General features: G+C 58.9%; 18 protein-coding genes and 1 tRNA gene. 9 read left to right on the top strand and 10 right to left on the bottom strand.

The window, feature by feature from the left end:
* The first annotated feature begins 160 nt into the window (after window positions 1–160).
* Both KYK83_RS13955 and KYK83_RS13950 read left to right on the top strand, forming a co-directional pair.
* Complete coding sequence (locus KYK83_RS13955; RefSeq protein WP_222828707.1) at window positions 161–2,500, top strand: GumC family protein; 2,340 nt, start codon at window positions 161–163, stop codon at window positions 2,498–2,500.
* A gap of 18 nt (window positions 2,501–2,518) precedes the next feature.
* Window positions 2,519–3,085 (top strand): sugar transferase, encoded by a 567-nt coding sequence (locus KYK83_RS13950; RefSeq protein WP_222828705.1) that lies wholly within the window; start codon window positions 2,519–2,521, stop codon window positions 3,083–3,085.
* On the opposite strand, the gene KYK83_RS13945 is transcribed toward KYK83_RS13950, so the two are convergent.
* The 5 genes from KYK83_RS13945 to KYK83_RS13925 all read right to left on the bottom strand — a co-directional run bounded on the left by KYK83_RS13945 (window position 3,082) and on the right by KYK83_RS13925 (window position 8,286).
* On the bottom strand, window positions 3,082–3,744 hold the full coding sequence (locus KYK83_RS13945; protein WP_222828703.1) for an HAD family hydrolase: 663 nt from the start codon (window positions 3,742–3,744) through the stop codon (window positions 3,082–3,084). The genes KYK83_RS13950 and KYK83_RS13945 overlap by 4 nt on opposite strands.
* A 16-nt stretch (window positions 3,745–3,760) precedes the next feature.
* A complete protein-coding gene (locus tag KYK83_RS13940) occupies window positions 3,761–4,729 on the bottom strand; it encodes an ATP-grasp domain-containing protein (protein WP_222828701.1) in 969 nt (322 codons plus the stop codon).
* Window positions 4,726–5,853 (bottom strand): glycosyltransferase family 4 protein, encoded by a 1,128-nt coding sequence (locus KYK83_RS13935; protein WP_222828699.1) that lies wholly within the window; start codon window positions 5,851–5,853, stop codon window positions 4,726–4,728. Before KYK83_RS13935 ends, KYK83_RS13940 begins: the two co-directional genes overlap by 4 nt.
* A gap of 132 nt (window positions 5,854–5,985) precedes the next feature.
* Complete coding sequence (locus KYK83_RS13930) at window positions 5,986–7,287, bottom strand: UDP-glucose dehydrogenase family protein (RefSeq protein WP_222828697.1); 1,302 nt, start codon at window positions 7,285–7,287, stop codon at window positions 5,986–5,988.
* A 201-nt stretch (window positions 7,288–7,488) separates the two neighbouring features.
* Window positions 7,489–8,286 carry a LuxR C-terminal-related transcriptional regulator gene (locus KYK83_RS13925; RefSeq protein ID WP_222828695.1) on the bottom strand — a complete coding sequence of 266 codons (798 nt, stop codon included), beginning with the start codon at window positions 8,284–8,286 and terminating at the stop codon, window positions 7,489–7,491.
* A 408-nt stretch (window positions 8,287–8,694) separates the two neighbouring features.
* Between KYK83_RS13925 and cls the strand changes: the two genes are divergently transcribed.
* Entirely contained in the window at window positions 8,695–10,128 is a 1,434-nt protein-coding gene (gene cls / locus KYK83_RS13920; protein WP_222828693.1) for a cardiolipin synthase, read from the top strand.
* A 118-nt stretch (window positions 10,129–10,246) separates the two neighbouring features.
* Here the strand turns inward: cls and KYK83_RS13915 are convergent.
* A tRNA-Val gene (locus KYK83_RS13915) sits at window positions 10,247–10,321 on the bottom strand.
* Window positions 10,322–10,399: 78 nt separating this feature from the next.
* A complete protein-coding gene (cpdR, locus tag KYK83_RS13910; RefSeq protein WP_103023597.1) occupies window positions 10,400–10,792 on the bottom strand; it encodes a cell cycle two-component system response regulator CpdR in 393 nt (130 codons plus the stop codon).
* A gap of 141 nt (window positions 10,793–10,933) precedes the next feature.
* On the opposite strand from cpdR, the gene KYK83_RS13905 reads away from it, so the two are divergent.
* Window positions 10,934–11,884, top strand: coding sequence for an N-formylglutamate amidohydrolase (locus KYK83_RS13905; protein ID WP_222828691.1), 951 nt, complete (start codon window positions 10,934–10,936; stop codon window positions 11,882–11,884).
* A gap of 321 nt (window positions 11,885–12,205) precedes the next feature.
* On the opposite strand, the gene KYK83_RS13900 is transcribed toward KYK83_RS13905, so the two are convergent.
* Both KYK83_RS13900 and KYK83_RS13895 read right to left on the bottom strand, forming a co-directional pair.
* Window positions 12,206–12,994, bottom strand: coding sequence for a SapC family protein (locus KYK83_RS13900; RefSeq protein WP_196845938.1), 789 nt, complete (start codon window positions 12,992–12,994; stop codon window positions 12,206–12,208).
* Between the two features lie 64 nt (window positions 12,995–13,058).
* Window positions 13,059–14,507: an FAD-binding oxidoreductase gene (locus tag KYK83_RS13895; protein WP_222828690.1), complete on the bottom strand. Its 1,449-nt coding sequence runs from the start codon at window positions 14,505–14,507 to the stop codon at window positions 13,059–13,061.
* 228 nt (window positions 14,508–14,735) lie between these two features.
* Between KYK83_RS13895 and KYK83_RS13890 the strand changes: the two genes are divergently transcribed.
* From KYK83_RS13890 to KYK83_RS13880, 3 genes are all read left to right on the top strand, one after another.
* On the top strand, window positions 14,736–15,236 hold the full coding sequence (locus KYK83_RS13890) for a hypothetical protein (RefSeq protein ID WP_222828688.1): 501 nt from the start codon (window positions 14,736–14,738) through the stop codon (window positions 15,234–15,236).
* Between the two features lie 119 nt (window positions 15,237–15,355).
* Window positions 15,356–16,711: a DEAD/DEAH box helicase gene (locus KYK83_RS13885; RefSeq protein ID WP_222828686.1), complete on the top strand. Its 1,356-nt coding sequence runs from the start codon at window positions 15,356–15,358 to the stop codon at window positions 16,709–16,711.
* 42 nt (window positions 16,712–16,753) lie between these two features.
* A complete protein-coding gene (locus KYK83_RS13880; protein WP_222828684.1) occupies window positions 16,754–17,581 on the top strand; it encodes a sterol desaturase family protein in 828 nt (275 codons plus the stop codon).
* Here the strand turns inward: KYK83_RS13880 and KYK83_RS13875 are convergent.
* Window positions 17,578–19,887, bottom strand: a complete 2,310-nt coding sequence (locus tag KYK83_RS13875; protein WP_222828682.1) for an ATP-dependent helicase — start codon at window positions 19,885–19,887, stop codon at window positions 17,578–17,580. The two genes, KYK83_RS13880 and KYK83_RS13875, sit on opposite strands and share 4 nt — an antisense overlap.
* A gap of 124 nt (window positions 19,888–20,011) precedes the next feature.
* Here KYK83_RS13875 and KYK83_RS17290 point away from each other — a divergent pair, with 124 nt between their 5' ends.
* Entirely contained in the window at window positions 20,012–20,638 is a 627-nt protein-coding gene (locus KYK83_RS17290; RefSeq protein WP_234003138.1) for a hypothetical protein, read from the top strand.
* A gap of 294 nt (window positions 20,639–20,932) precedes the next feature.
* Window positions 20,933–21,433, top strand: coding sequence for a hypothetical protein (locus tag KYK83_RS13865; protein ID WP_222828681.1), 501 nt, complete (start codon window positions 20,933–20,935; stop codon window positions 21,431–21,433).
* The last annotated feature ends 12 nt before the right edge of the window (window positions 21,434–21,445 follow it).

Below are 21,445 nucleotides of genomic sequence, written 5' to 3'. Positions count from 1 at the left end.
CCGATGATGCTTTGCGGTCTACATATCAAAATGGGCTAACCTGAATAACTCTGCTTCAATACCGATGGTCAGATGACAACCGGTCGCCTTCCAGCACAATGTTGACCGTCGAATTTCCTCGGAAAGCCGCCTCTGCAAGAGGCGTAACAGGCTGTTGATCATGGCAAATCTAGTAGAAGTCAGCGAGTTCGAAAACCATCCGCCTGCGGAACGAAGGCTCCCATGGACCTACCGGCCGGAGGCCGCGACGCATCACGCGTTATCCCTGCGCGATTTTGTCCGTCTGCTGGAGCGTCACAAGAAACTGATTGTGGTGACGATCGCCGCGGTCACAATTTCGGTTCTTGTGTATCAGCTCTTGTCACCGAATCTCTACAGCTCCTCCGCACAGGTACAGGTGCAGCTGCTCGACGAAGTCGGGATCAATCAGGCCGACATCAGCAATCGCAACGAAGTGCGCGTGGTCAATGCGGTTCGCCTTTATCGCTCGCGGTCGTCGGCTGAATCGGTAGTGGAAGATCTAGATCTTCTCAGCGATCCGGATTTCCGTGCGGAGGTCGGAGAATTTCCGGAAGAAAAAGCGGCGCAAATGCATCAGGCCATCAATACGCTTCTGAGCGCCTTGACCGTCACGAGCGAGCCGAGTTCCGATCTTATCGAAGTCACCGTTACGACAAAATCTCCTGAGCTTTCCGCGAGGATTGCCAATCAATATCCCGAATCTGTCGCTAAGGTGCGAACGCGCCGTGGAACCGAGCAGAGGGAAGAGTTGCTGCAATCGCTGCTTGCCGAGCGCGCGGATCGTGAAGAGGCAGCACGAAATGCCAAGACCGAACTCGCGGAGTTCCGCCGGGATGCGCGAATGCCGTTCGGTTTGGGGACGAATGAAAATCTGTCGTATATGAACCAAATTGCCGCAGAGGCAGCATCGGCGAGCGCCAATAGCGCAGGCTCTTCTTCCCGAAGCGCCGTCATCGCGAATGCAGCCGGCCTGCGCAGTACGGCACAGGCGACATCGGCCGCGGTGGAGCAACTTCAGCGTCAACAGGCGACGCTGGTTGCCGAACGTGCCCGGCTGGGCGCGACCTTCGGATCCAACCATCCTGACGTCGTGCGCGTGACTTCCGAACTGTCGTCAGTCGAGTCCGCGCTGGCGCAGCAGCGAGCCCAGGCCCAGGCAGCTGCGCAGGCGGTTGCCAATGCCGATGCGGCACAAATGCGCGAGGTTGCTCGCAGCCAGGCTGCGCAGGATGCGGCGCGGGCCGGGCGATTGCGGGGCACGCTTGCTGCGGTTCAATCGCAGGCTTTTCAAAACAACGAAAATTCGGTCCGTCTGTCCGAGCTTGAGCGCAACGATGCGCTTGCGAACGCGGCATTTTCCGCGATAGTCGAACGCATCGAGCAGGTTCGCGCGCAGATGCAACTCGAAGGAGTGAACACAACCGTCGTTTCACCTGCCGTGGCTAACTTTGACCGCATATCGCCAGAACCACTGAAGCTTACGCTGCTCGCAATGCTGGGGTCGGGTGCATTGGCGGTGATGATGGCGCTTGGACTGGAACTGGCCGACGGCCGCGTGAGGACTTCGGCCCAGGTCGCGCGCCACTTCGGGCTGCCGACTCTCGGCATGTTACCGCGCATCGATTCGGGGCTATCCGACCAAATCGGCGAGAGCCCGGTTATCCAGAGCCCGCAATCGCTCTTTGCGGAAGCTGCGCGGGCTACCTATTCGGAGATGCGGGCATTGCGCACGAAGAGCGGTTCTCAATCCGTGCTCATCACGAGCCCGCTTCCAAACGACGGCAAATCGACCGTCTCCCTAACCTTGGCCGCTGCAGCCAAGGTCATGGGGCAAAGCGTGGTGCTGGTCGATCTCGACCTTCGCGCTATGGGTTTGCTGAAGAACGTTCAGAGCAATCTCGATACACCCGATATTGTCGACGTACTTTCGGGCCATGCAAGCCTCCAAAGCCTGCTGGATGATCACTCGGCGCTGCTCAAGGCACCAGACGGTATCGATCAGTCCGTGGGTCAGAGTGAAGGGCCGGAGGATGAGGGGCGGATCGTATTGCTTAGCGCCAAGCAGCCGGTGGATAACCCGGCCGCCCTTCTGAACGCACAGAGCTTGCGGCACCTGCTAGCGGAGCTGAAGAACCACTTCGACCTCCTGATCATCAATGCTCCTGCCGCCCTTGCTGTGCGGGATGCCCGGGCAATGTGCGACTTTACCGATCACACCCTGGTCGTTTCGCGCTGGGGACGGACGACGATCGAGCAGATGAACGCAACCCTGGAAACCCTTTCCGGGCGCGCCGATGGCGTCGTCTTCGATCATGTCGATTACAAAGAACATGCGCGCCGGCAATATGGCGATGCGATCCAGTTTTACGTCGATTCGTCTGATTACTATTCGGATACCCTGTACGCGCCGCCTTCGATCAAGGACCGGATCATGCGGATCTTCCGCAAAAGGCGGGGCCTGGAAAGTGAAATGGCTTGATACGGTAGTTGTTCGATCATGATCTCGCGTATCACGGCTCTGGCACTGCTCGTCCTGCTGTTGCCGCTGCTTTTGTGTCTCGGGGTGCTGGTGGCTCTGACCATGGGGCGTCCGGTTATTTTCCGGCAGGCCCGCGCCGGCGCAGGGGGTGAGCCGTTCACACTCCTGAAGCTCCGCTCAATGAGCGAACAAAGAGATAGTGCAGGGGAGCTTCTGTCCGATAGCGAGCGGACTACGCCTGTCGGACGGTTTCTGCGGCGATCCCGTCTAGATGAGCTGCCGGGGCTGCTCAATGTGGTATGCGGCGATATGAATTTCGTCGGGCCGCGACCGCTCCTTCCTGAAACGATCAAAATGAAGGGCGAAGCCGGACGGGTGCGTGGCGAGGTTCGACCGGGGATTACCGGTTGGGCGCAAGTAAACGGCAACACCTTGCTCTCGCTCGACGAGAAGATAGACCTTGATCTCTGGTACGTTAAAAACCGCAGTGCCTTGCTCGACGCCAGGATACTCATTCGAACAATCCTAGTAATGATCGCTGGCGAGCGGCTTACGGCTTCTCCAGTTCGGGAAACTCCGACTTAGTGCGTTAGTTCAATCGCCTTCGACAGGTCGTCGAAGGTGTTTATTCGAAGTTCCGCACCGTGTTCGGACGACGTGGCGTCGGGAGAGTGTATTCTTCCAACCCGATCTATCTGCACTGTGCGCCAGCCGAGCGCGCGCGGCGCAATGAAGTCCTTTGCCGGGTTGTCGGCGATGTAGACGTGCATTTCTCCCAGTTCACCAGACCATTGCATTATTTGCTCGAACGCCATCGGATGCGGCTTTCCCATACCTTTCGCCAGTTCGCCGGTCGGTATGATGCAATCGAAACTCTCCTCGATCCCGAGCGCCGCGATCTTGGATCGCTGCATGTCTGCTGGCCCGTCGGTGATGATAGCACGCCGTCTCCGATCGGTCGCAAGGAACCGGTAGGCATCCGGGCAGAGCCGTATTTGAGGGGGGTGGCTGCGGTAAACCTGAACCAGTTCGTCAAGAAGTGAAGGGGTGGCTTCAATGCCGAAGCTTTCCAGCGCGAGGTCGAAGATTTTGCCTCGCGCGCCTTCGACAAAAAGCCGCCAACAGGTCCCGTGGCTAACCCTATTGCCATATTTGTCGGTTAAGTGCGTCTCTACTGCCGTAAATCCACCTGAAGCGAAATCGCGCTCGAGATACAGCGTGTCATCTAGATCGAAGACCAGCACATGGGCAGGTGGCGATTCACAGGAAGACAGCACTGTCGTATCGCAACATGGTGAGGCCGTCTTGCCAGTCGTGGCAGGCAACCAGCGGCATGCCGATGGCAGTACGCAGGACATTCTCGGCAAAATGGCCGCCCGCGTGATCAGCAAGCGGATAGCCGCCGCCGAACCGGGCGTTGATCTCGAATACGCGCGGACCGAGTTTAGGGTCGTCGAATAGCTGGAAACACAGAACGCCGCGTGCCCCAAGCAGGGAGACGGCGAGATTGCGAGCAATCGCATCGAAGTCAGCGCGGCGAACGGTACGTCCCTTTTCGACTTCCCCTGCGCGGACCGATATTCGAAGGTGCGGGATTGCACCGCGCATCACACCGCCCTCATCGACGAAGATGTTGATCGTATATTCATCGCCTTGGAGCGCTTCTTGAACGAGCATGGGCTCGTCATATTCGTGCTTCAAATCCGCAGGACTGCAGATCAGCGCGACGCCGCGGCTCGCACTGCCCGCCACGGGCTTGACGAATAGTGGCCATTTCCAGCCCTCCTGGCATTGTCGAAAATCTTCGAGCGTAGCGGTGTGAGGGACGGGAACGCCGGCGTTCGCGAGAACGTCCATTGTGCGCTTCTTGTCTCGCACGATGTCGATCACATCCGAAGACGACACGTGGACATAGATACCAAGAGCAGCAAAGTCGGCTCGCCGTGTCGCGAGCGGCTGCAATTCGGTGTCGATGGTGGGCACGACAAGGACGATGTCGTTCTGACGCGCGTAGTCCAGCAGGGCCGGAATATACTCCGAATGGGTACAGGGAGGTGCTGTGAAGTGCTGATCGGCCAGAGCACAAGCAGCGCTCAGTTCGGGATGCAGATCACAGGCGTGAAGCTCAAGCTTCACTCCCATACGTTCTGCAGAACGGCGGAAGCTTTCGACAAGTCCAGCGCGCCTACCGGCCGAGGTGAGCAGCATCTTGATGGGCAACCCGGTCACGCGGTCGGCTCTTTCGCTTCGGTGATATTGTGATGCAGCACCGGTGCTGCCGATAGAACTTCACTCAAGACTTCGTCCCACATTCGCATCACGCGCTGTGGTGAGAAGGCACGGACCGCCCGGCTCGCTTCACGTCCGAGCCGGTCCCGCAGCGCGCTGTCGTCAATACACTCTTGAATGGCAGCGCTCATTGCATCGGCATCTTCGGGCACCACGAGCAGACCCGAGTGACCATGATCGATCATCTCGGCGGGTCCGAAGTCGCATCGGGTGGCGATGACTGGCAATCCGGCTGCCATTGCTTCGCCGAGCACATTGGGGAAGCCTTCGTAACGCGATGAAAGAACAAATAAGTCCGCTTTACGGGTCCAGTCGCCAGGCACGACACTGTTTCCCACCAGCCTTACTTTTCTCCCAAGCCCGAGCTGGGCAATTTTATCTTCAAGAGAACTTCGCTGGGGACCTTCGCCGAAGATATAGAGTTGCCAATCTTTCGTTTCGGCCCTCGCATATGCATCGAGAAGCAGATCGAAGCCTTTCTGCTCGGTCAGTCGGCCAACCGCGACGATACGCGGTGGCTTCGCCGGAATTCGCCGCATTGGCCAAGCGCTAACGGGGTTCGGGATGATGCGCACCCGATCCGCAACGGCCTTGGGAAAGCACCTCTCGACCGCAGCCGTTTGGCAGACGATCAATTTTGCCCGCCGGTAAGCAATCGCGAGCAGGCGGTTCCAGATCGGGTTCTTTTCCTGCCGCTCTGGATTGTTCCGCTCGCTACAGACGACGGGGATCGAAAGGCCCATGGTTGCGCTGAGAGCGAGCAGATTATTTTTGGTAAGGAAAGAAACGACCACGTCCGGTCGCCTGTGGCGTAACAACCGCCTGAGGCGGCGCAGGTCGCCGAGTTTTGTCAGCTTGCGTCTCTTTGTTGCCGTATCTCCTGTGCCGATACGATGAAGTCCGATCCCGGGGTCGAAGTGATGAAAAACCGGATCGAAAGGCGTGTCGAAGCTGGCAATCTCTACGGCGAAGCCACGGCCATTCCAATGCGAGGCGATCTGCGAAATAACGCGCTCCGCGCCGCCAGCGCCGAGGCCAGAGATGACGAACATTACTTTCGGCATCGGCGAGGCTCCAGCGATCCTATTTGCGGAAAGCGCCTGCCGGTATGCACGGTGACGCTGTCGGAACGTCTCATAGCAAACCGCTTACGCGTGAAGACCGCCTCGAAACCCGCGTCATCGAGGTTCAGGTTCCTAACGACCGACAGCGACATACTTGATTCCAAGCATTTCCAGCTCGCCGCGATCATAGATATTCCTGAGATCGACCAAGACCAGACCTTTGAGCAGCGATTGAACCTTGGTGAGGTTCAGCGCCCTGAACTCATCCCATTCAGTCACGATCGCGAGCCCTTCGGCATCCTGCATGGCCGCATAAGGGTCATCGAAGTACACCACATCTTCGAACATCTGGCCGGCGTTGGGCATACCTTCCGGATCATACGCGTGAACCACAGCGCCTGCATCTTGTAGTGTTTGCACGATCGCAATTGCGGGGCTGTCACGCATATCATCGGTGTTTGGCTTGAAGGTGAGCCCGAGCACGGCCACTACTTTGCCGCGTACGTCCCCGCCGATCGCTTGAATGACTTTCCGACCCATTGCGCGTTTGCGCTTCTCATTCGTCTGGACGACCGCTTCGACAATGGTTTGCGGGGCTTCGAAGTCTTGAGCGGTCTTGAGCAGTGCGAGCGTGTCCTTGGGAAAGCAGCTACCGCCATAACCGGGGCCGGCATTGAGGAATTTGCTGCCGATCCGCTTGTCGAGGCCCATGCCGCGAGCCACCTGCTGCACATCAGCGCCCGTCCTTTCGCAGAGATCGGCGATTTCGTTGATGAATGTGATCTTGGTCGCCAGAAAAGCATTGCCGGCATATTTGGTGAGTTCGGCCGAACGACGGTTCATTTCGAGGATCGGCGATTTGTTCAGGCTTAACGGGCGATAGGCTTCGCGCATTACGCCGAGCGCTCGCGTGTCTTCGCTGCCGATTACGATGCGGTCGGGTCGCTTGAAATCCTCGATCGCGGCGCCTTCGCGGAGGAATTCGGGGTTCGAGACAACCGCAAATTCGCCATCCGGCCGGGTTGTGGCAATGATCCGCTCCACCTCGTCGCCGGTACCGACCGGAACCGTCGACTTTGTGACGACAACGGTAAAACCGTCCATCGCGCGCGCAATATCGGCGGCGGCGGCTTCGACGAAACTCAAGTCGGCATGACCGTCCCCGCGGCGCGACGGAGTGCCGACAGCGATGAATACGACCTCTGCACGAGCAACGGCAGGGGCCAGCTCAGTCGTAAACGAAATTCGTCCGGCCCGCGCATTGCGCTCTATCAGATCGGTAAGTCCGGGCTCGAAAATCGGAACCTTACCGCCTCGCAACGCCTCGATCTTAGCTTCATCGAGATCGACGCAGACAACGTCGTGCCCGAAATCGGCGAAGCATGCGCCGGAAACGAGGCCGACATACCCGGATCCGATCATTGTGATCTTCATCGCATTTCCACTTCGCTATTCGCGTACGAGAGGCAGGGCACGTTAGACGTACTCGCCCAGGGCCTCAGTCGGGTGGCTAAAACCAGCAACTGACGCTTGGAGGTGAAGCCGGAATCTCCGGATTTCCTCGACACCAGGGCGGCCAGGCGAATGGTGATTATATCTCCACCAGGCCTCTCACGAGCAAACGTCCGGTGAGGTTCAGGCCTTTACCGCATGCTCCACGGGACGCGTCTCGGCCAGCATAAACGGGCGTGGCGCGCCGGTGTCACACGTGTCGGCAGGCTTGCTCGCCGCCTCTATCGCCGCGACGGGAGCGCGTACCTTAATTTCGGGCATGGCAGCCTGCACCCCATGATTGACGGCGCAGATCGCGGCTTGCGTACGGTTCTGCACATTAAGCTTGCGCAGAATTGCCTTCACATGAACTTTCACAGTCGCTTCGCCAATATCGAGACGGCGAGCGATCACCTTGTTGGGGTAACCCATAACGAGGCATCGCAGAGTAGCGATCTCCCGCTCGGAAAGAAGGTTCGAAAGGTCACCTTCGGCCTTTGTCCGGTCGGCTGTTGCCAAGGTGAAGTGCGGCAACTGTTTCACCAGTTCTCCCGGAACAACTTTCTCACCACGCGCTGCCAATTGAAGGCAGTTAACGAGGGACTCGCACGAGATTTCCTTGAGGATATAACCGTCCGCGCCGGCTTCGAACACATCCACGAGGCAATCGACTTCGAGACCTTCGTGCAAGACGACTAAGCGTGTATCCGGAAACGCCTGGCGCACAGCATGGACATCTTCGGCAATATTACGGGACGCATCGGCGTCGAAGACTATCATTCCGACAGGGACTGCAGCGTGATCCTTGGCTGAAATCATGGCGGAACAGGTTTTGTGTAAACCTACAACCGAAAATTCTTCATCATACAGGATGGACTTCAGTCCTTCACTGACGATCGGGTTTGAGCAGATAAGTGAAACACTCGTTGATACCGTACGCATGATACGTACCCCCCAAGTTGTTTAAACTATGCTTCCCTTTTCTTATTCTTCATCTATGGTTCTACACAGAAATCGCACACCACCTGACCCCCGCTTAAAGCGAGAAGAGGCCTTTTGATTGTGGGTGCGACTGGCCGGTTAATCGATTCGTTAACCTATTCTCTTTGGTAAAACACAATCATACTGATTACCAGTGGATTCACCTGCACTCTTTCCGCCTGTCCTAAATCTGGACATCCTGGACGATTAGACACAATCGTGAGCGTGTGAGCGCAAACAATCTCTGATTTTCGGATCCACCATGCTTGTATCGAATTCGCCCGCATGCGTATTCTGACGGGATGTTTCAGCACGAACCAGCGTCGGTTCGACGGATCACCGGCGGGCGGGGGACATGGTGGCGTTTAATTGACTAAACTGAATGTAGCCATCTGGGTAATCATCGCGGCGCTCCACCTCGCTGTCATCGCCAGGGCAGTCCTGTTGGCGGGGCGCGATCCCTATGCACGTGCGGCGTGGTTGCTGCTGCTGATCGCTTTGCCCTTCGTCGGGCTGACATTGTATGTTCTGTTCGGAGAGCCGTGGACGTCGAAGAGGTTCAGGCAGCGCGGACGCCTTGTATATGAAGAGCTGCTCCCTTTCGCACCTTCGCCAGCGATCCATTCAGGCGCGAAGGGACCGAATGCAAATGCCTTCCGCACTTTCGAGGGGGCATCGCGCTGGCCCACTTCCACTGGCAACCTTGCGCGCCTCGCGCCTGATTCAGATACTGCCATCGCGATGCTCGTGGAGGACATCGACGCGGCAGCGCAATCGGTTCACTTGTCATTCTATATATGGCTCGACGATAACAATGGCAGGGAAGTCGTTGAAGCGGTCTGTCGCGCTGCCCGGCGGGGGGTGACCTGCCGGATTGCAGCGGACGCAATAGGGTCGCGCGCCCTTATTAACTCCGATTTGTGGACGATGATGCGCCAGGCGGGCGCCAGACTTTGCAAATCGTTGGAAGTGCCGTTCGGAATGGCTTTCCTTGCCGGGCATCGCACGGACCTGCGCAACCATCGCAAGGTTGCCGTGATAGATGGAAGCATAACCTATTGCGGAAGCCAGAACTGCGCCGACCCGGCATTTCTCATCAAACGGAAGTTTGCGCCCTGGGTCGATATCCTCGTTCGTTTCGAAGGGCCGGTGGCGCGCCAGGCGGATATCATTTTCGCATCTGCATGGACTGTCGAAACTGGGGAGGATCTTGGCGCGGTAATGTCTGCGCAGCCGCCTCGGGCGTCGCCGACAGGTATTCCTGCAATTGCGACGGGGACGGGCCCGCTCTCACCTCGCGGAACTATGAGCGAGATGTTTGCTGCCGTGCTCGCCGCAGCACAGAGCAGCGCGACTATCACCACACCCTATTTCGCGCCCGATCCCCCGCTACTGGCTGCAATAGTTGCCGCGGCCCGACGCGGAGTCGCGGTTCGTATCGTATTTCCCCATCGTAACGACAGCCGGATCGTCGGCGCCATTGGCCGAGCTTATTATCCGTTACTTGTAGAGGCTGGTGTCAAAATCTTCGAATTTCGAGGTGGGCTGCTGCACGCGAAGACGATGGTGGTCGACGATACGCTGGCCTTGATCGGATCGTCGAATATGGACCGGCGCAGCCTGGACCTTAATTTTGAAAACAACATTTTGCTCGAGTCCCCGGAGTTCGCAACTCAACTGAGCGACCGGCAGAATCTCTGGTTGGACGATGCTATCGAGATCGATTCCGATAACGTTACCCGGCGCCCCCTGGCACGCCGCCTTGCGGACAATCTCCTGACGATGATTGCGCCCCTGTTTTAAGTCGAGGGTGCAATGACTGCGTCAGCGCGGCGAGCGCCTCGAGCGGGTCAAGAATGCGATGAAATGGCTTGGGGCCAAGGGGCCGCCCATATGGGCCGGGCCGACTTTCAGGCTTCGATGGTGGGCGTAGCAAGGATTGAACTTGCGACCCCTACGATGTCAACATAGTGCTCTACCACTGAGCTATACGCCCGCACCATCGAGCGCCCCTTTCCGGGGCAGGCGGGCCCTTTAGCGAGGCTGATCTGGCCGCGCAAGGGCAATTCGCCAGTTATTGCAGACGAGCGCTCACGCGGTCGTCCAAGACCCGTTCGACTTCCAGTACGAGGTCACGCAAATGAAAGGGTTTTGACAGAACCTTGGCATGCGGCTGCTCACGGCTCGCCTTCAAGGTAACCGCGGCAAATCCGGTGATGAACATCACCTTTGTATGCGGGCTTACCTCATTGCATTTCTGGGCAAGTTCGATGCCGTCCATTTCTGGCATGACGATATCGGACAGCAACAGGTCGTAATCGCTTTCCACCAGGAGGGGAACGGCAGCGGTGCCGCGATCAACCGAATCCACCTTGTATCCAGCATTGACGAGGGCGCGTTCGAGATAAACGCGCATTGCATCGTCATCCTCTGCAAGCAGGATCCGTTGAGTCGCTGTGTTCGTCATGGGGGCCTTGTAGCCCCACCGCTTTAAAAAAGCATGTATCGCAAACGGGTAATGTAAATATGGGACAGTTTTTGCGCACCGTAGCCGGGGCTTGGCAATTCCGGTCTTGATTAATGATCTTTCGCGGACAACGCTCGTTCGATGCGGGAGATTCAGTCAGAATCGGCGACGGATATCGAGCTTTCGAGTGGCGGGCAGATTGCCGGATGTGCCGGACCGGCCTATCGGCTTTGGCGCTCGGCGCAATGCAGCGTTCCGGTTCTTGTATCAGTTCCACATAGCGGAAGGTGTTATCCCGAGGCGGTCGTTTCGGCACTTCGAGATTCCGCGCAGGCAATGCTTCGGCTTGAGGATCGATATATCGACGTCGTCGCCCGCCCAGTTGCGGCGGCGGCGGGGGCTAGCCTGATGATGGCAGAAGCGCCTCGCGCAATGATCGATCTGAACCGGTCGGCAGACGATATCGATTGGTCCATGGTCCGCGGCGAAAAGCCCCGTGCAATTCGGCACTCGCTTGCCAATCGTCGCTCACGCAATGGATTGGGCCTCGTACCGCGCCGCATTCCCGGCATGGGGGAAATCTGGCGGCAACCACTTGAGAAGGCCGAGCTCGATAGCTGGATCGCAGGGATTTACAGGCCCTATCACATGGCTCTAGCCAGTGAATTGGAAAGGCTGCGCGATCGGTGGGGCGCTGTGCTTTTGATTGACCTGCATTCAATGCCGCCGCTGCGGAAAACCCATCCGGAGGACCGACCGGCCGAATTCGTGATCGGCGATCGGTTCGGCGCTTCCTGTGATCCCGGATTGGTCGATCTGGCCATTCGCTATCTTTCGGCGCACGGTCGGCGTGTTGCGCACAACCGTCCTTATTCGGGAGGATACGTCCTTGATCGATATGGGCAAACCGCGCGAGGCATACATGCCATGCAGATAGAGGTGTGCCGCACGTCGTATCTCGATGCCAATCTCGATCAGCCGAGTTTTCGGGCGGGGGCGATCACTAAATTGCTGGCAGGGCTTGTCGAGACGATGGCTGCCGAGGTCGAGGCCATCAGTGGCAACCGGCAGATGCCACAGGCAGCGGAGTAGGTAGACGATAAAAAACCACCTCGCGCAGTTGCGCGAGGTGGCCAAGGTTCAGGGAGGAAATGCACTCACGTGCATCTGCCGGAAGAGCCATGAGGGGAAGCCCTGCCAGCATCACCAAAATAGGGGGGTATGAAGCCGTTTCAAGCGGTTCGGAGAGATTCGGCGCTGACTTAAAACAGTTCGCCGCAATGCGCCTCGTCAGAGGCGAGATGCCGAGGAGTGTCGGCAAGAGCGCGGCTCTCCAAAGTGGAGCGGTCGGTAAATGGAAAGAGGGCGCAACCCGCATGCGGGCGCGCCCTCGATTTGCTGGGTTTTGAGGCCTTACGCAGTAGGCACTGCCGCGGTGGCGGCGTCGGGCTGCGGGACTTTGCCTTGCTGGATCTGACGACCGAAGATCGTGCGCATCATGTCCATCGAAAAGATCTGTGCCCAGATGAGCGGCAGCAAGCCATTCTCGGTCCACTTGCGCAACTGGTCGCCGCGAAGTTCGCGCAGCTTTTCCTGATTGATCATCTGGAAACCGCGATAAACGAAAGGCTTGTCATTACCCTGTTCCGTGATGGCGACTTCGCCTTCCATCAGCAGGTCGTGGTCCTTCAATTCCTTCATGAAATTCTGCGTGCGTTGACCGGCATGCTCGAACTGTTCGCAGAAGTTGAGGATTTCCTTGGTGCCTTCGCTGGGCTGGCCATCTTCGAAAAGAGGCTGGCCATCTTCGAACTCGCCGATGTTTTCAGCAGTCGGATCGAAGCACAGCGAAAGATCGTCGCTGTTCTGGTTCAGCCGAGCAAGCATGAACGGGTAACGACGGACATAGGCAGGAATGTAAACCTGCTCGGTGACAGTGCCTTCATCGTCGCAGAAGGTGTTTACGCCATCGTTGAGGCCCATCAGTGCCAGCGGCACGGCATCGGGGCCGGTGGAAAACACGATCGGCATGTCACGCTGTGCCTGCACGAATTCATCGACTGTCAGGGGGATGGCATGCTGTTTGGCAAGCCATGGCGCCTTGGTCATCGGACGCGAGCGATAGTTCGCATGGTCCTTGCTGTTGAGCGGCATGAGGTCTTTGAAAAACAGGGGCAGGTTGGGCTGCGGCGCGCTGGCCATGGATCTCTCCGAAATTCAGTTGGATTGTCGACAAGCCGGCAGGCAAGCGTTCGAAGCGGGCGCTTTACGGTGTTGGCGCGTCGGGTGCAAGCGGCACGAGTTTGCCAGGATTGAGTATTCCCTGTGGGTCGAGCGCCTGTTTTATAGTCCGCATTAGTCCCAGCGCCACGGGATCGCCAAGCCTGCTTAATTCGTCACGCTTCATCTGACCGATCCCGTGTTCCGCGCTGATCGATCCCCCAAACTCGGTGACAAGATCATGCACAAAGGCGCTGATGATTTTGCCGTCAGTCATTTCCCACTCGCCTTGGACGGCACTTGGGGGGGCAAGTACGTGATAATGGATATTGCCGTCGCCAAGGTGCCCGAATCCAATTGCTGTCGTGCCGGGAAATCGTTTTTCGATTTCGGGAGAGGCGGTTTCGACGAACTCGGCCATGCGCGCCACCGGGACGGAAATGTCATGCTGCATCGCTGGGCCGATGGCTCTTTCTGCAGGAGAGATGCTCTCGCGCAACAACCAAAAAGCTTCCGCCTGCGCCTCGCTCGCAGAAATGACGGCGTCTTCGATGAGGTCACGTTCCATAGCGCTGTGCAGCACGTCTTCGGCGAGCCCGTCGATCGCGTCTGCGTCAGCAGCTTCGGCGACCAGTTCGACCAATGCGTACCATGCGTGGTCACTGGACAATGGACTTCGCGAATCGGGCAGATGTGCGAGCACCGACTGGAGGCAATGGTGAGGCAGCACTTCGAAGCCTTCTAGCGCATCGCCTACACGTTTCTCGCAGTGAAGCAGCAATTCGCGCGCCCTCGAAATGCTCGACAAGCCGATCCAAGCCACACGCCGCTGCGCCGTTTGCGGCACGAGACGCAATGTGGCGGCCGTAACAATTCCAAGAGTCCCTTCAGAACCGATCAGCAATTGTTTGAGATCGAAACCGCGATTGTCTTTCTTGAGCGGGACGAGGTTCGAGAAAACGGAACCATCCGCCAGCACACCCTCCAAGCCGAGAACCTGCGCACGCATGGTACCGTGGCGCAGGACCTGCGTGCCCCCGGCATTCGTTGAAACAAGGCCGCCAATCGTGGCCGACCCCTTCCCGCCGAGGGTCAAGGGAAACCGAAGGCCTTCCGCTTCTGCGGCCTCGTGCAGCGTTTGCAAGACCACACCAGCGTCGCAGGTAACCTGCTGGGCAGCGGCGTCCAGCTCGCGGATTGTGTTCATCCGGCGAAGTGAAAGAATCACGCTGTCGCCCCCGTCGTCTGGCGTGGCACCGCCCGACATTCCGCTGTTACCGCCCTGTGGTACGATCGGTACGCCATGCGCGCTGCACAGCTTCACGAAGCGCGACACTTCATCGGTCGACGCGGGAGATGCCAGCCCGACAGCCTTGCCGGTGTAACGGCCACGCCAGTCGGTCAGCCACGGTTCCACAAGATCCTTGTCGTATGTGAACCCTCGCGGCCCCAGCAATTTTGTCGCAGCGCTTCGGAACGTGTCTCTGTCTCTCATAATGCAGCGTCTTTGCCACATCCTGACAAGTGATTACCAGCACTTGCCAATCTATGCCGAACAATTAAGCCCGCATTCAAGCGTGGGGGCGCATCGGCATTCTCTGGATTTCCGCACGTCACCAAAACCTGCGGGCAGAGGAGCTTTCGTACCAACCCCATGTCCTTGCTTTCCCCCCTGGCTGCCATGCTGATTGCATTGGGCACTCCGCAGGGGACGGGATCTGACATGGCCGCACGTCATACCCAGGATAGCGAGGCTGGGTCGGTCGATCTGAAGTCGCTGTCTGCGCGTAGGCCGGCATGGCGCGGATTCGTCGACACGACGATAATACCGATCGTCAATCAGGTCAGGATCGAGCGGCGGGTTATCATGCGCGTCAGCCCGCGGCCGAGCAGCATCAGCCGAAGCATGTTGAGCGAGTTGCCGCAGCAGGCGGTTCCCCCACGGTTGGTCGAGCGTCCGCACGGAAAATGTGTCGATGCCGGGGACATCGTGGGTGTTTCCGATCGCGGTAGCAGGTTGATGATGTACATGCGGGGCCGGCACATCATTTCGGCCGAGTTGGAAAAGTCCTGCAGCCCCCGCGACTTCTACCTCGGGTTTTATGTCGAGCGTAGCGAGGACGGGAAACTTTGCGTGGATCGCGACCGGCTGATGTCGAGGGCCGGAGCGAAATGCAGGATTTCCCATTTCAGCCGCCTTGTAGCGGTGGGCGGGGATCGCTGAACGGCGACTAACGCCGTTTTCTTGACTTTTACCGCATTTCCGGCGAAGGGCGGCGCCAGCCGATGCTGCGCATGCGCAATTTCGCGTCGGCCCATGTTCCAGGGACAATTTCGAACCACATGACTTTTGCCGATCTCGGCCTTTCCGAAGACTTGCTCAGGGCAGTAAGCGAAGCCGGCTATACCGAGCCGACCGACATCCAGCGCGAGGCCATCCCGCCGGTGCTGATGATGAAGGACATCATCGGTATCGCCCAGACGGGTACGGGCAAGACGGCGAGTTTCGTGCTGCCCATGATCGACATCATGGCCAGTGGCCGCCGCCGGGCGCTGATGCCGCGTTCGCTGATCCTGGCGCCGACCCGCGAGCTGGCAGCCCAGGTCGCCGAAAACTTCGAGAAATACGGTAAGAACCACGATCTCAAGCTCGCCTTGCTGATCGGCGGCGTGCAGATGGGCGATCAGGTCAAGGCGCTGAACGAAGGCGTCGATGTGCTGATTGCGACGCCGGGTCGCCTGATGGATCTGTTCGAGCGGGGCAAGATCCTGCTGAATGGCTGCGAACTGCTGGTTATCGACGAAGCGGACCGCATGCTCGACATGGGTTTCATCCCCGACATCGAGTTCATTTGTTCGAAGCTGCCCGAAACGCGGCAGACGATGCTTTTCTCGGCGACGATGCCGCCCCCGATCGAGAAGCTGACAAAGAAATTCCTCAATAATCCCAAGCGGATCGAGGTCAGCCGCGCCGCGACCACGAATAAGGACATTACCGCTTTCAAGATTCCGGTGAAGAGCCGCCAGAAGCGCGAGACGCTGCGCTGGCTGCTCAATCACGACCAGGTCGAAACCGCGATCGTCTTTGCCAACCGCAAGACGACGGTGCGCGAGCTCAACAAGAGCCTGCAGCGCCACGGATTCCGCAGCGGCGAAATCCACGGGGACATGGATCAGTCGAATCGCCTGAAGGAACTCGACCGGTTCAAGAAGGGCGAGATCAACATTCTCGTCGCATCGGACGTTGCAGCGCGCGGCCTCGACGTAAAAGGCGTGAGCCACGTGTTCAATTTCGACACTCCCTGGCACCCGGACGATTACGTTCACCGCATTGGTCGTACGGGCAGGGCGGGCGCCAAGGGCCGCGCGTTCACCTTCGTGGCAGAGGAAGACGCCGAGGCGATCGCCAACGTCGAGAAGCTGACCGGTGCGAAAGTACCTGTGTTCGGGAAGAAGGACGTGCGCGTCGATCTGGTCGAGAACACGCCGAAGCCCGAAGAGACGGCGCAACCGGAAGAGCATCCCCAGCGCAGCCGGAAGAAGCGCGAGGACGACGATGTCGCGCCGCGGACCAAGCCGGAGCGAGCGCCGAAGGCCAAGCGCGAACCGCGCAGAAGCCGTAACGAAGACGAAGCGCCGGTTGCAGCGGGCGAATGGAACGGGCCGCGCCCGGGCTTTCTCGACATCTCCGCCACCTGATTTAACGGGTTCCTAACTACAGCCGCGGCATATCGGCGGTTTATGGAAACGATAGCCCACCACGCGCTGATGGCGCTGACTATCTTGGCGATGGCCGGTTCATTGTTTGGTGCGCTGGCTCTGGTGATCAAGCGCCGTGCGATTGGAAAAGCGCTGATGCGCGTGCATGTTGAGTTCACTACAAACCTTGCGTTGATGCTGTTTAATATCGTCCTTCTCGCTCCGCTATTCGCCATGCCTGAAGGGTTCATTCGCAATCACATCGCTGTGATGCCCGCGCTGATGGCATTCTGGAGCAATAGTTACGATGTGATCGTCGTCGCAGTTACCGTGCTTGTGTCCGATTTTGTCGTTTACTGGCGGCATCGAGCGGAACACCATCCCATACTCTGGCCGATCCACGCAACCCATCATGCAGACACGGCGCTGCATTGGCTTTCGGTGCAGCGCAAACACCCACTGAGCAAGCTGTTTAGTGTACTGATCGACGTCTGGATCCTTTTTTTGATCGGCTTCCCTGAATGGGCGATCGCAACGGCCGGCGTTCTTCGCAGTTGGTGGGCATTTTTTATTCACGCCGATGTCCCATGGACTCTGGGTCTCTTGGGCAAGGTAATGATTTCACCAGCCGCGCATCGGCTCCACCATATTCGCGACGAAGCGCTGATGGGGGCCAATTATGGCAATACGGTCACGCTGTGGGATCGGCTTTTCGGAACCTATCGGGACCCGGCACCCCATCTGAATTGCGAGACGGGCATCGCGGAAGGAACGCGGGGCTTTCTCGGTGAGCTAGGTCGTCCATTCGAGGGGCGATACTGGAAGCGTGAAAGTGCGCCGCTTGCGCAGGGATGCGATGAGGCGGTCTAGTCGGCCAGGGTGACGAAGCTGTCGAGCACGCGTTTTTCGCCGGCTTTTTCGAAATCGATCGTCAGCTTGTTGCCTTCCTGGCCGGTTACGGTGCCGTAGCCGAACTTGTCATGGAAGACGCGGGCGCCATCGGCGATGTCGCTGCGGGGCTTGGCGGCGAAGCTGGCGGCGCTGCGGCCCGGTTCGGCTATACGCTTGGGCGTCGCATCATATTTCGTCGACAGGGCCCGCTGCCATCCGGGTCCACGCGTGCCCGAGCGATCCGGGCGGTTGGAGGAAACGTGGGCGAAGGGGTCGTCGGTCTCGCTCCAGTTCGCGCGCCAGAGCGAGGCACCACCGGTCATGGTGGTTTCGCTCTTCACGTGTTCTTCGGGCAGTTCCTCGATAAAGCGGCTGGGTATCGAACTCGTCCACTGCCCATAGATGCGGCGGTTTGCGGCGTGAAAGATCGAGCAGCGGCGCTTGGCGCGCGTGATCGCGACATAGGCGAGGCGGCGCTCTTCCTCGAGGCTGGCCAATCCGCCTTCGTCGATAGCGCGTTGGCTGGGGAAGACGCCTTCTTCCCAACCGGGGAGGAAGACATGATCGAACTCCAGCCCCTTGGCCGCATGCATGGTCATGATGGTTACTTTCTCACCGTCATTGGCCCGTTCATTGTCCATTACCAGGCTGACATGTTCGAGGAAATCGCCGAGCGTGTCGTATTCTTCCATGGCGCGGGCAAGTTCGGTCAGGTTTTCGAGGCGACCCGCGCTCTCGGCGCTGCGATCCTTCTGCAGCATGTCCTCGTAGCCGCTTTCGGCAATCACCGTGCGCAACAGTTCGGACGGCGTGATCTGTTCCGATAGCTCCCGCCAGTGGACAAACTGACCGAGCAGGCCGATCAAAGTGTTGCGCGCGCGCGCCGGCAATTCGTCCGTATCGCACAGATCGAGACTGGCGGCGGCCAGCGGCGTCTGCGTGCGGCGCGCATGGCGGCGCATGGCTTCCAGCGTCTTTGCGCCAAGGCCGCGCTTGGGCTGATTGTAGATGCGTTCGAATGCCAGATCGTCAGCCGGCTGGGCAATGGTGCGCAGATAGGCGAGCGCGTCTCGGATCTCGGCACGTTCGTAGAAGCGGAAGCCGCCCACAATGCGATAGTTGAGGCCGATCTGGATGAAGCGGTCTTCGAATTCGCGCGTCTGATATTGTGCGCGAACGAGAATGGCGACTTCGTCCAGCGGAGCGCCTTCGGCTTCCAGCCGCTCTATCTCTTCGCCCACGCGGCGCGCTTCTTCGGGCGCATCCCAGACGCCGATAACCCGGACCTTTTCGCCGGCGGGCAGTTCGGTCCACAGCGTCTTGCCGAGCCGTTCGCTATTGGCATCGATAAGCCCCGATGCCGCGGCAAGGATCTGCGGCGTGGAGCGGTAGTTCTGTTCAAGCTTGATCACAGCTGCGCCAGGAAAATCCTTTTCAAACTTGAGGATATTGGCGACTTCTGCGCCGCGCCATGAATATATGGACTGATCATCATCGCCCACCACGCAGATGTTCTTGCGCGCCTGGGCAAGCAGACGTAGCCAGAGGTACTGGACCTGATTGGTATCCTGATACTCGTCGACGAGGATGTATTTGAAACGCTGCTGATACTGTTCCAGCACATCGCGGTGATCGCGAAAGATGTTGAGGATATGCAGTAGCAAATCGCCGAAGTCGCAGGCGTTAAGGGTCTTGAGGCGGTCCTGATACAGTTTGTAGAACTGCGTTCCGCGGCCATTGGCATAAGCTTCATTTTCGACCGCATCGAGATCGCCGGGATTGAGCCCACGGTTCTTCCACCGGTCGATCAAACCGGCCAGTTGGCGGGCGGGCCAGCGCTTTTCGTCGAGATCGTTTTCCTGGATCAACTGCTTGAGCAGACGAAGCTGATCGTCGATATCGATGATCGTATAATTGCTTTCCAGTCCCACCAGTTCAGCATGACGGCGCAGCATGCGTGCGCCGATGGAGTGGAACGTCCCCAACCACGGCATGCCTTCGACCGCATCCCCGATATGACGGCCCACACGCTCGCGCATTTCGCGCGCTGCCTTGTTGGTGAAGGTGACGCACAAGATTTCGCTGGGCCATGCGCGCCGAGTTGCGATGAGATGTGCCAAACGTGCGGTGAGTGCCGCGGTCTTGCCGGTGCCCGCCCCAGCAAGCATCAACACCGGTCCTTCCGTGGTCAATACGGCATCGCGCTGGGGTGCGTTCAACTGGGCCGCATAGGCGGGAATCTGCGCCTTTTCGAGCGCGCCGGACGAGGGTGATGGGTCGGACATGAAGTCCGGAACAGCTAGGGAACGCCAAGGCAGAACACAAGCCCTGCGCATGGCCCCCCTCTGGAACCGACGACCCGTTTCCTGCGTAAGACGGGCAATGACAACGATAATGGAGACTTCTCCTATGCGTAATCTTATCTTCGCCGGCGCCGCAGCAATCGCCTTTACGGCCGTTCCTGCCATCGCGCAGGACGTGGCAGTAGATGCCGACGGTACGGTCTATGTGCTGACAGACGAGCAGCAGACCATGTATGACGGCTGGCCTGCCGACCGGCAGACGACCTATGACGCCTGGCCTGACGAGGTGCAGGAATATTACTGGACGCTAACCCCGGCGCAGGTCGAAGGCTGGTGGGTGCTGACGGACGATCAGCGCGTGCGCATTTATGAAATGACGCCTGAAGCTCGCACGCAGGCATGGACGCAGATCTCTTCGCAGATGAGCGCTGCCCCGGCTGCGACCACTTCTGCTCCGTCCAGCACGGCAACAGCGCGTACTGCGACGCCTGCCGGTGCGTCCACAAGTTCGGCCACGCCGCGGTTCGTGAGCAAGGAAGTCACGCAGGCAACGCCGTCGGGTTACGCGGCTGCATCGGGTGAAGACGTGCCCGTCTGCCGCGGCGATCAGCAGGACGGTTGCATCAACAGCTGGGAAAAGAACAAGACCGGCACCCGTCCGCTCGAATACTGGCCGGGCAAGCCCGCGAGTGAAATCGACGAGCCACTGCCTGCGACCAAGCCAGGTTCATAACAACAGGCTTTCCGCTCGCGCGCCCGAAGCTGGCAGCGCGACGCTTGGAGGGGGCGGAGACACCATGGTGTCCCCGCCCCTTTTCGTATTCTCCTCATGGCGTTAGCGGGTTTTCCTCGAAATGATCTTACGGGGCGAGGCGCAGTTTGCCGCATTTTGAGCACATTTTACGACAAACCGGTCCGCGGCTGCGTTCGAGCCGCAGCCAAATCCCCGCACCGTCCGTTGATCCCCCATAATCGAGCACATGCGAATTGTGCCTCAGGAAGGCCGAGTGGCCAAACGAAAGGACCAATGATGCGTAAGACATTCTATTACATAGCTGGCGGCGCACTTGCTGCCGTATCTATCCCGGCTGTTGCACAGGACATGACTGCAGCGGAAACCGACACTCCCGATGCTGCGACGACCCCGTCCACGGCTATGACGGCCGAACAACAGGTTTCCTATGACGGATGGCCGACCGAGCAGCAGACCCAGTTCGACGCCTGGCCGGAAGACGTAAAGGCTTATTACTGGGGCCTTACACCGGAGCGTCAGGAACTGTTCTGGCGGATTTCGGATGAAAACAAGGTGACGATCACTGCCTTAAGCGCCGAGCAGCAGGCGCAGGCCTGGACTCAGATCGAAGCTCAGGCCGCAGCCCAGACTGCACCGGCAACCACTGCGCCCACAACAACCGCACCGGCGGCCCCTACCGAGCCGATGACTGATACTACGGCACCGGCCGATCCGATGGGCGACACTACCGCACCGGTCGAACCCGAAACGGATGCAGCCACCGATCCGATGTGATCCGTCTGGATC

Origin of the sequence: Qipengyuania pacifica (assembly GCF_019857205.1) — a bacterium.
In the GTDB taxonomy this organism is placed as follows: domain Bacteria; phylum Pseudomonadota; class Alphaproteobacteria; order Sphingomonadales; family Sphingomonadaceae; genus Qipengyuania; species Qipengyuania pacifica.
The sequence above is the reverse complement of the archived record's forward strand: the minus strand, read 5'-3'. Positions and strand labels throughout refer to the sequence as shown.

What these genes read in the sequence shown, in the direction of transcription:
- KYK83_RS13955 (WP_222828707.1), top strand. Translation starts at nt 161, where the DNA reads ATGGCAAATCTAGTAGAAGTCAGCGAGTTCGAAAACCATCCGCCTGCG.
- KYK83_RS13950 (WP_222828705.1), top strand. Translation starts at nt 2,519, where the DNA reads ATGATCTCGCGTATCACGGCTCTGGCACTGCTCGTCCTGCTGTTGCCG.
- KYK83_RS13935 (WP_222828699.1), bottom strand. Translation starts at nt 5,853, where the DNA reads ATGCCGAAAGTAATGTTCGTCATCTCTGGCCTCGGCGCTGGCGGCGCG.
- KYK83_RS13930 (WP_222828697.1), bottom strand. Translation starts at nt 7,287, where the DNA reads ATGAAGATCACAATGATCGGATCCGGGTATGTCGGCCTCGTTTCCGGC.
- KYK83_RS13925 (WP_222828695.1), bottom strand. Translation starts at nt 8,286, where the DNA reads ATGCGTACGGTATCAACGAGTGTTTCACTTATCTGCTCAAACCCGATC.
- cpdR (WP_103023597.1), bottom strand. Translation starts at nt 10,792, where the DNA reads ATGACGAACACAGCGACTCAACGGATCCTGCTTGCAGAGGATGACGAT.
- KYK83_RS13905 (WP_222828691.1), top strand. Translation starts at nt 10,934, where the DNA reads ATGCGGGAGATTCAGTCAGAATCGGCGACGGATATCGAGCTTTCGAGT.
- KYK83_RS13900 (WP_196845938.1), bottom strand. Translation starts at nt 12,994, where the DNA reads ATGGCCAGCGCGCCGCAGCCCAACCTGCCCCTGTTTTTCAAAGACCTC.
- KYK83_RS13895 (WP_222828690.1), bottom strand. Translation starts at nt 14,507, where the DNA reads ATGAGAGACAGAGACACGTTCCGAAGCGCTGCGACAAAATTGCTGGGG.
- KYK83_RS13890 (WP_222828688.1), top strand. Translation starts at nt 14,736, where the DNA reads ATGGCCGCACGTCATACCCAGGATAGCGAGGCTGGGTCGGTCGATCTG.
- KYK83_RS13885 (WP_222828686.1), top strand. Translation starts at nt 15,356, where the DNA reads ATGACTTTTGCCGATCTCGGCCTTTCCGAAGACTTGCTCAGGGCAGTA.
- KYK83_RS13880 (WP_222828684.1), top strand. Translation starts at nt 16,754, where the DNA reads ATGGAAACGATAGCCCACCACGCGCTGATGGCGCTGACTATCTTGGCG.
- KYK83_RS13875 (WP_222828682.1), bottom strand. Translation starts at nt 19,887, where the DNA reads ATGTCCGACCCATCACCCTCGTCCGGCGCGCTCGAAAAGGCGCAGATT.
- KYK83_RS17290 (WP_234003138.1), top strand. Translation starts at nt 20,012, where the DNA reads ATGCGTAATCTTATCTTCGCCGGCGCCGCAGCAATCGCCTTTACGGCC.
- KYK83_RS13865 (WP_222828681.1), top strand. Translation starts at nt 20,933, where the DNA reads ATGATGCGTAAGACATTCTATTACATAGCTGGCGGCGCACTTGCTGCC.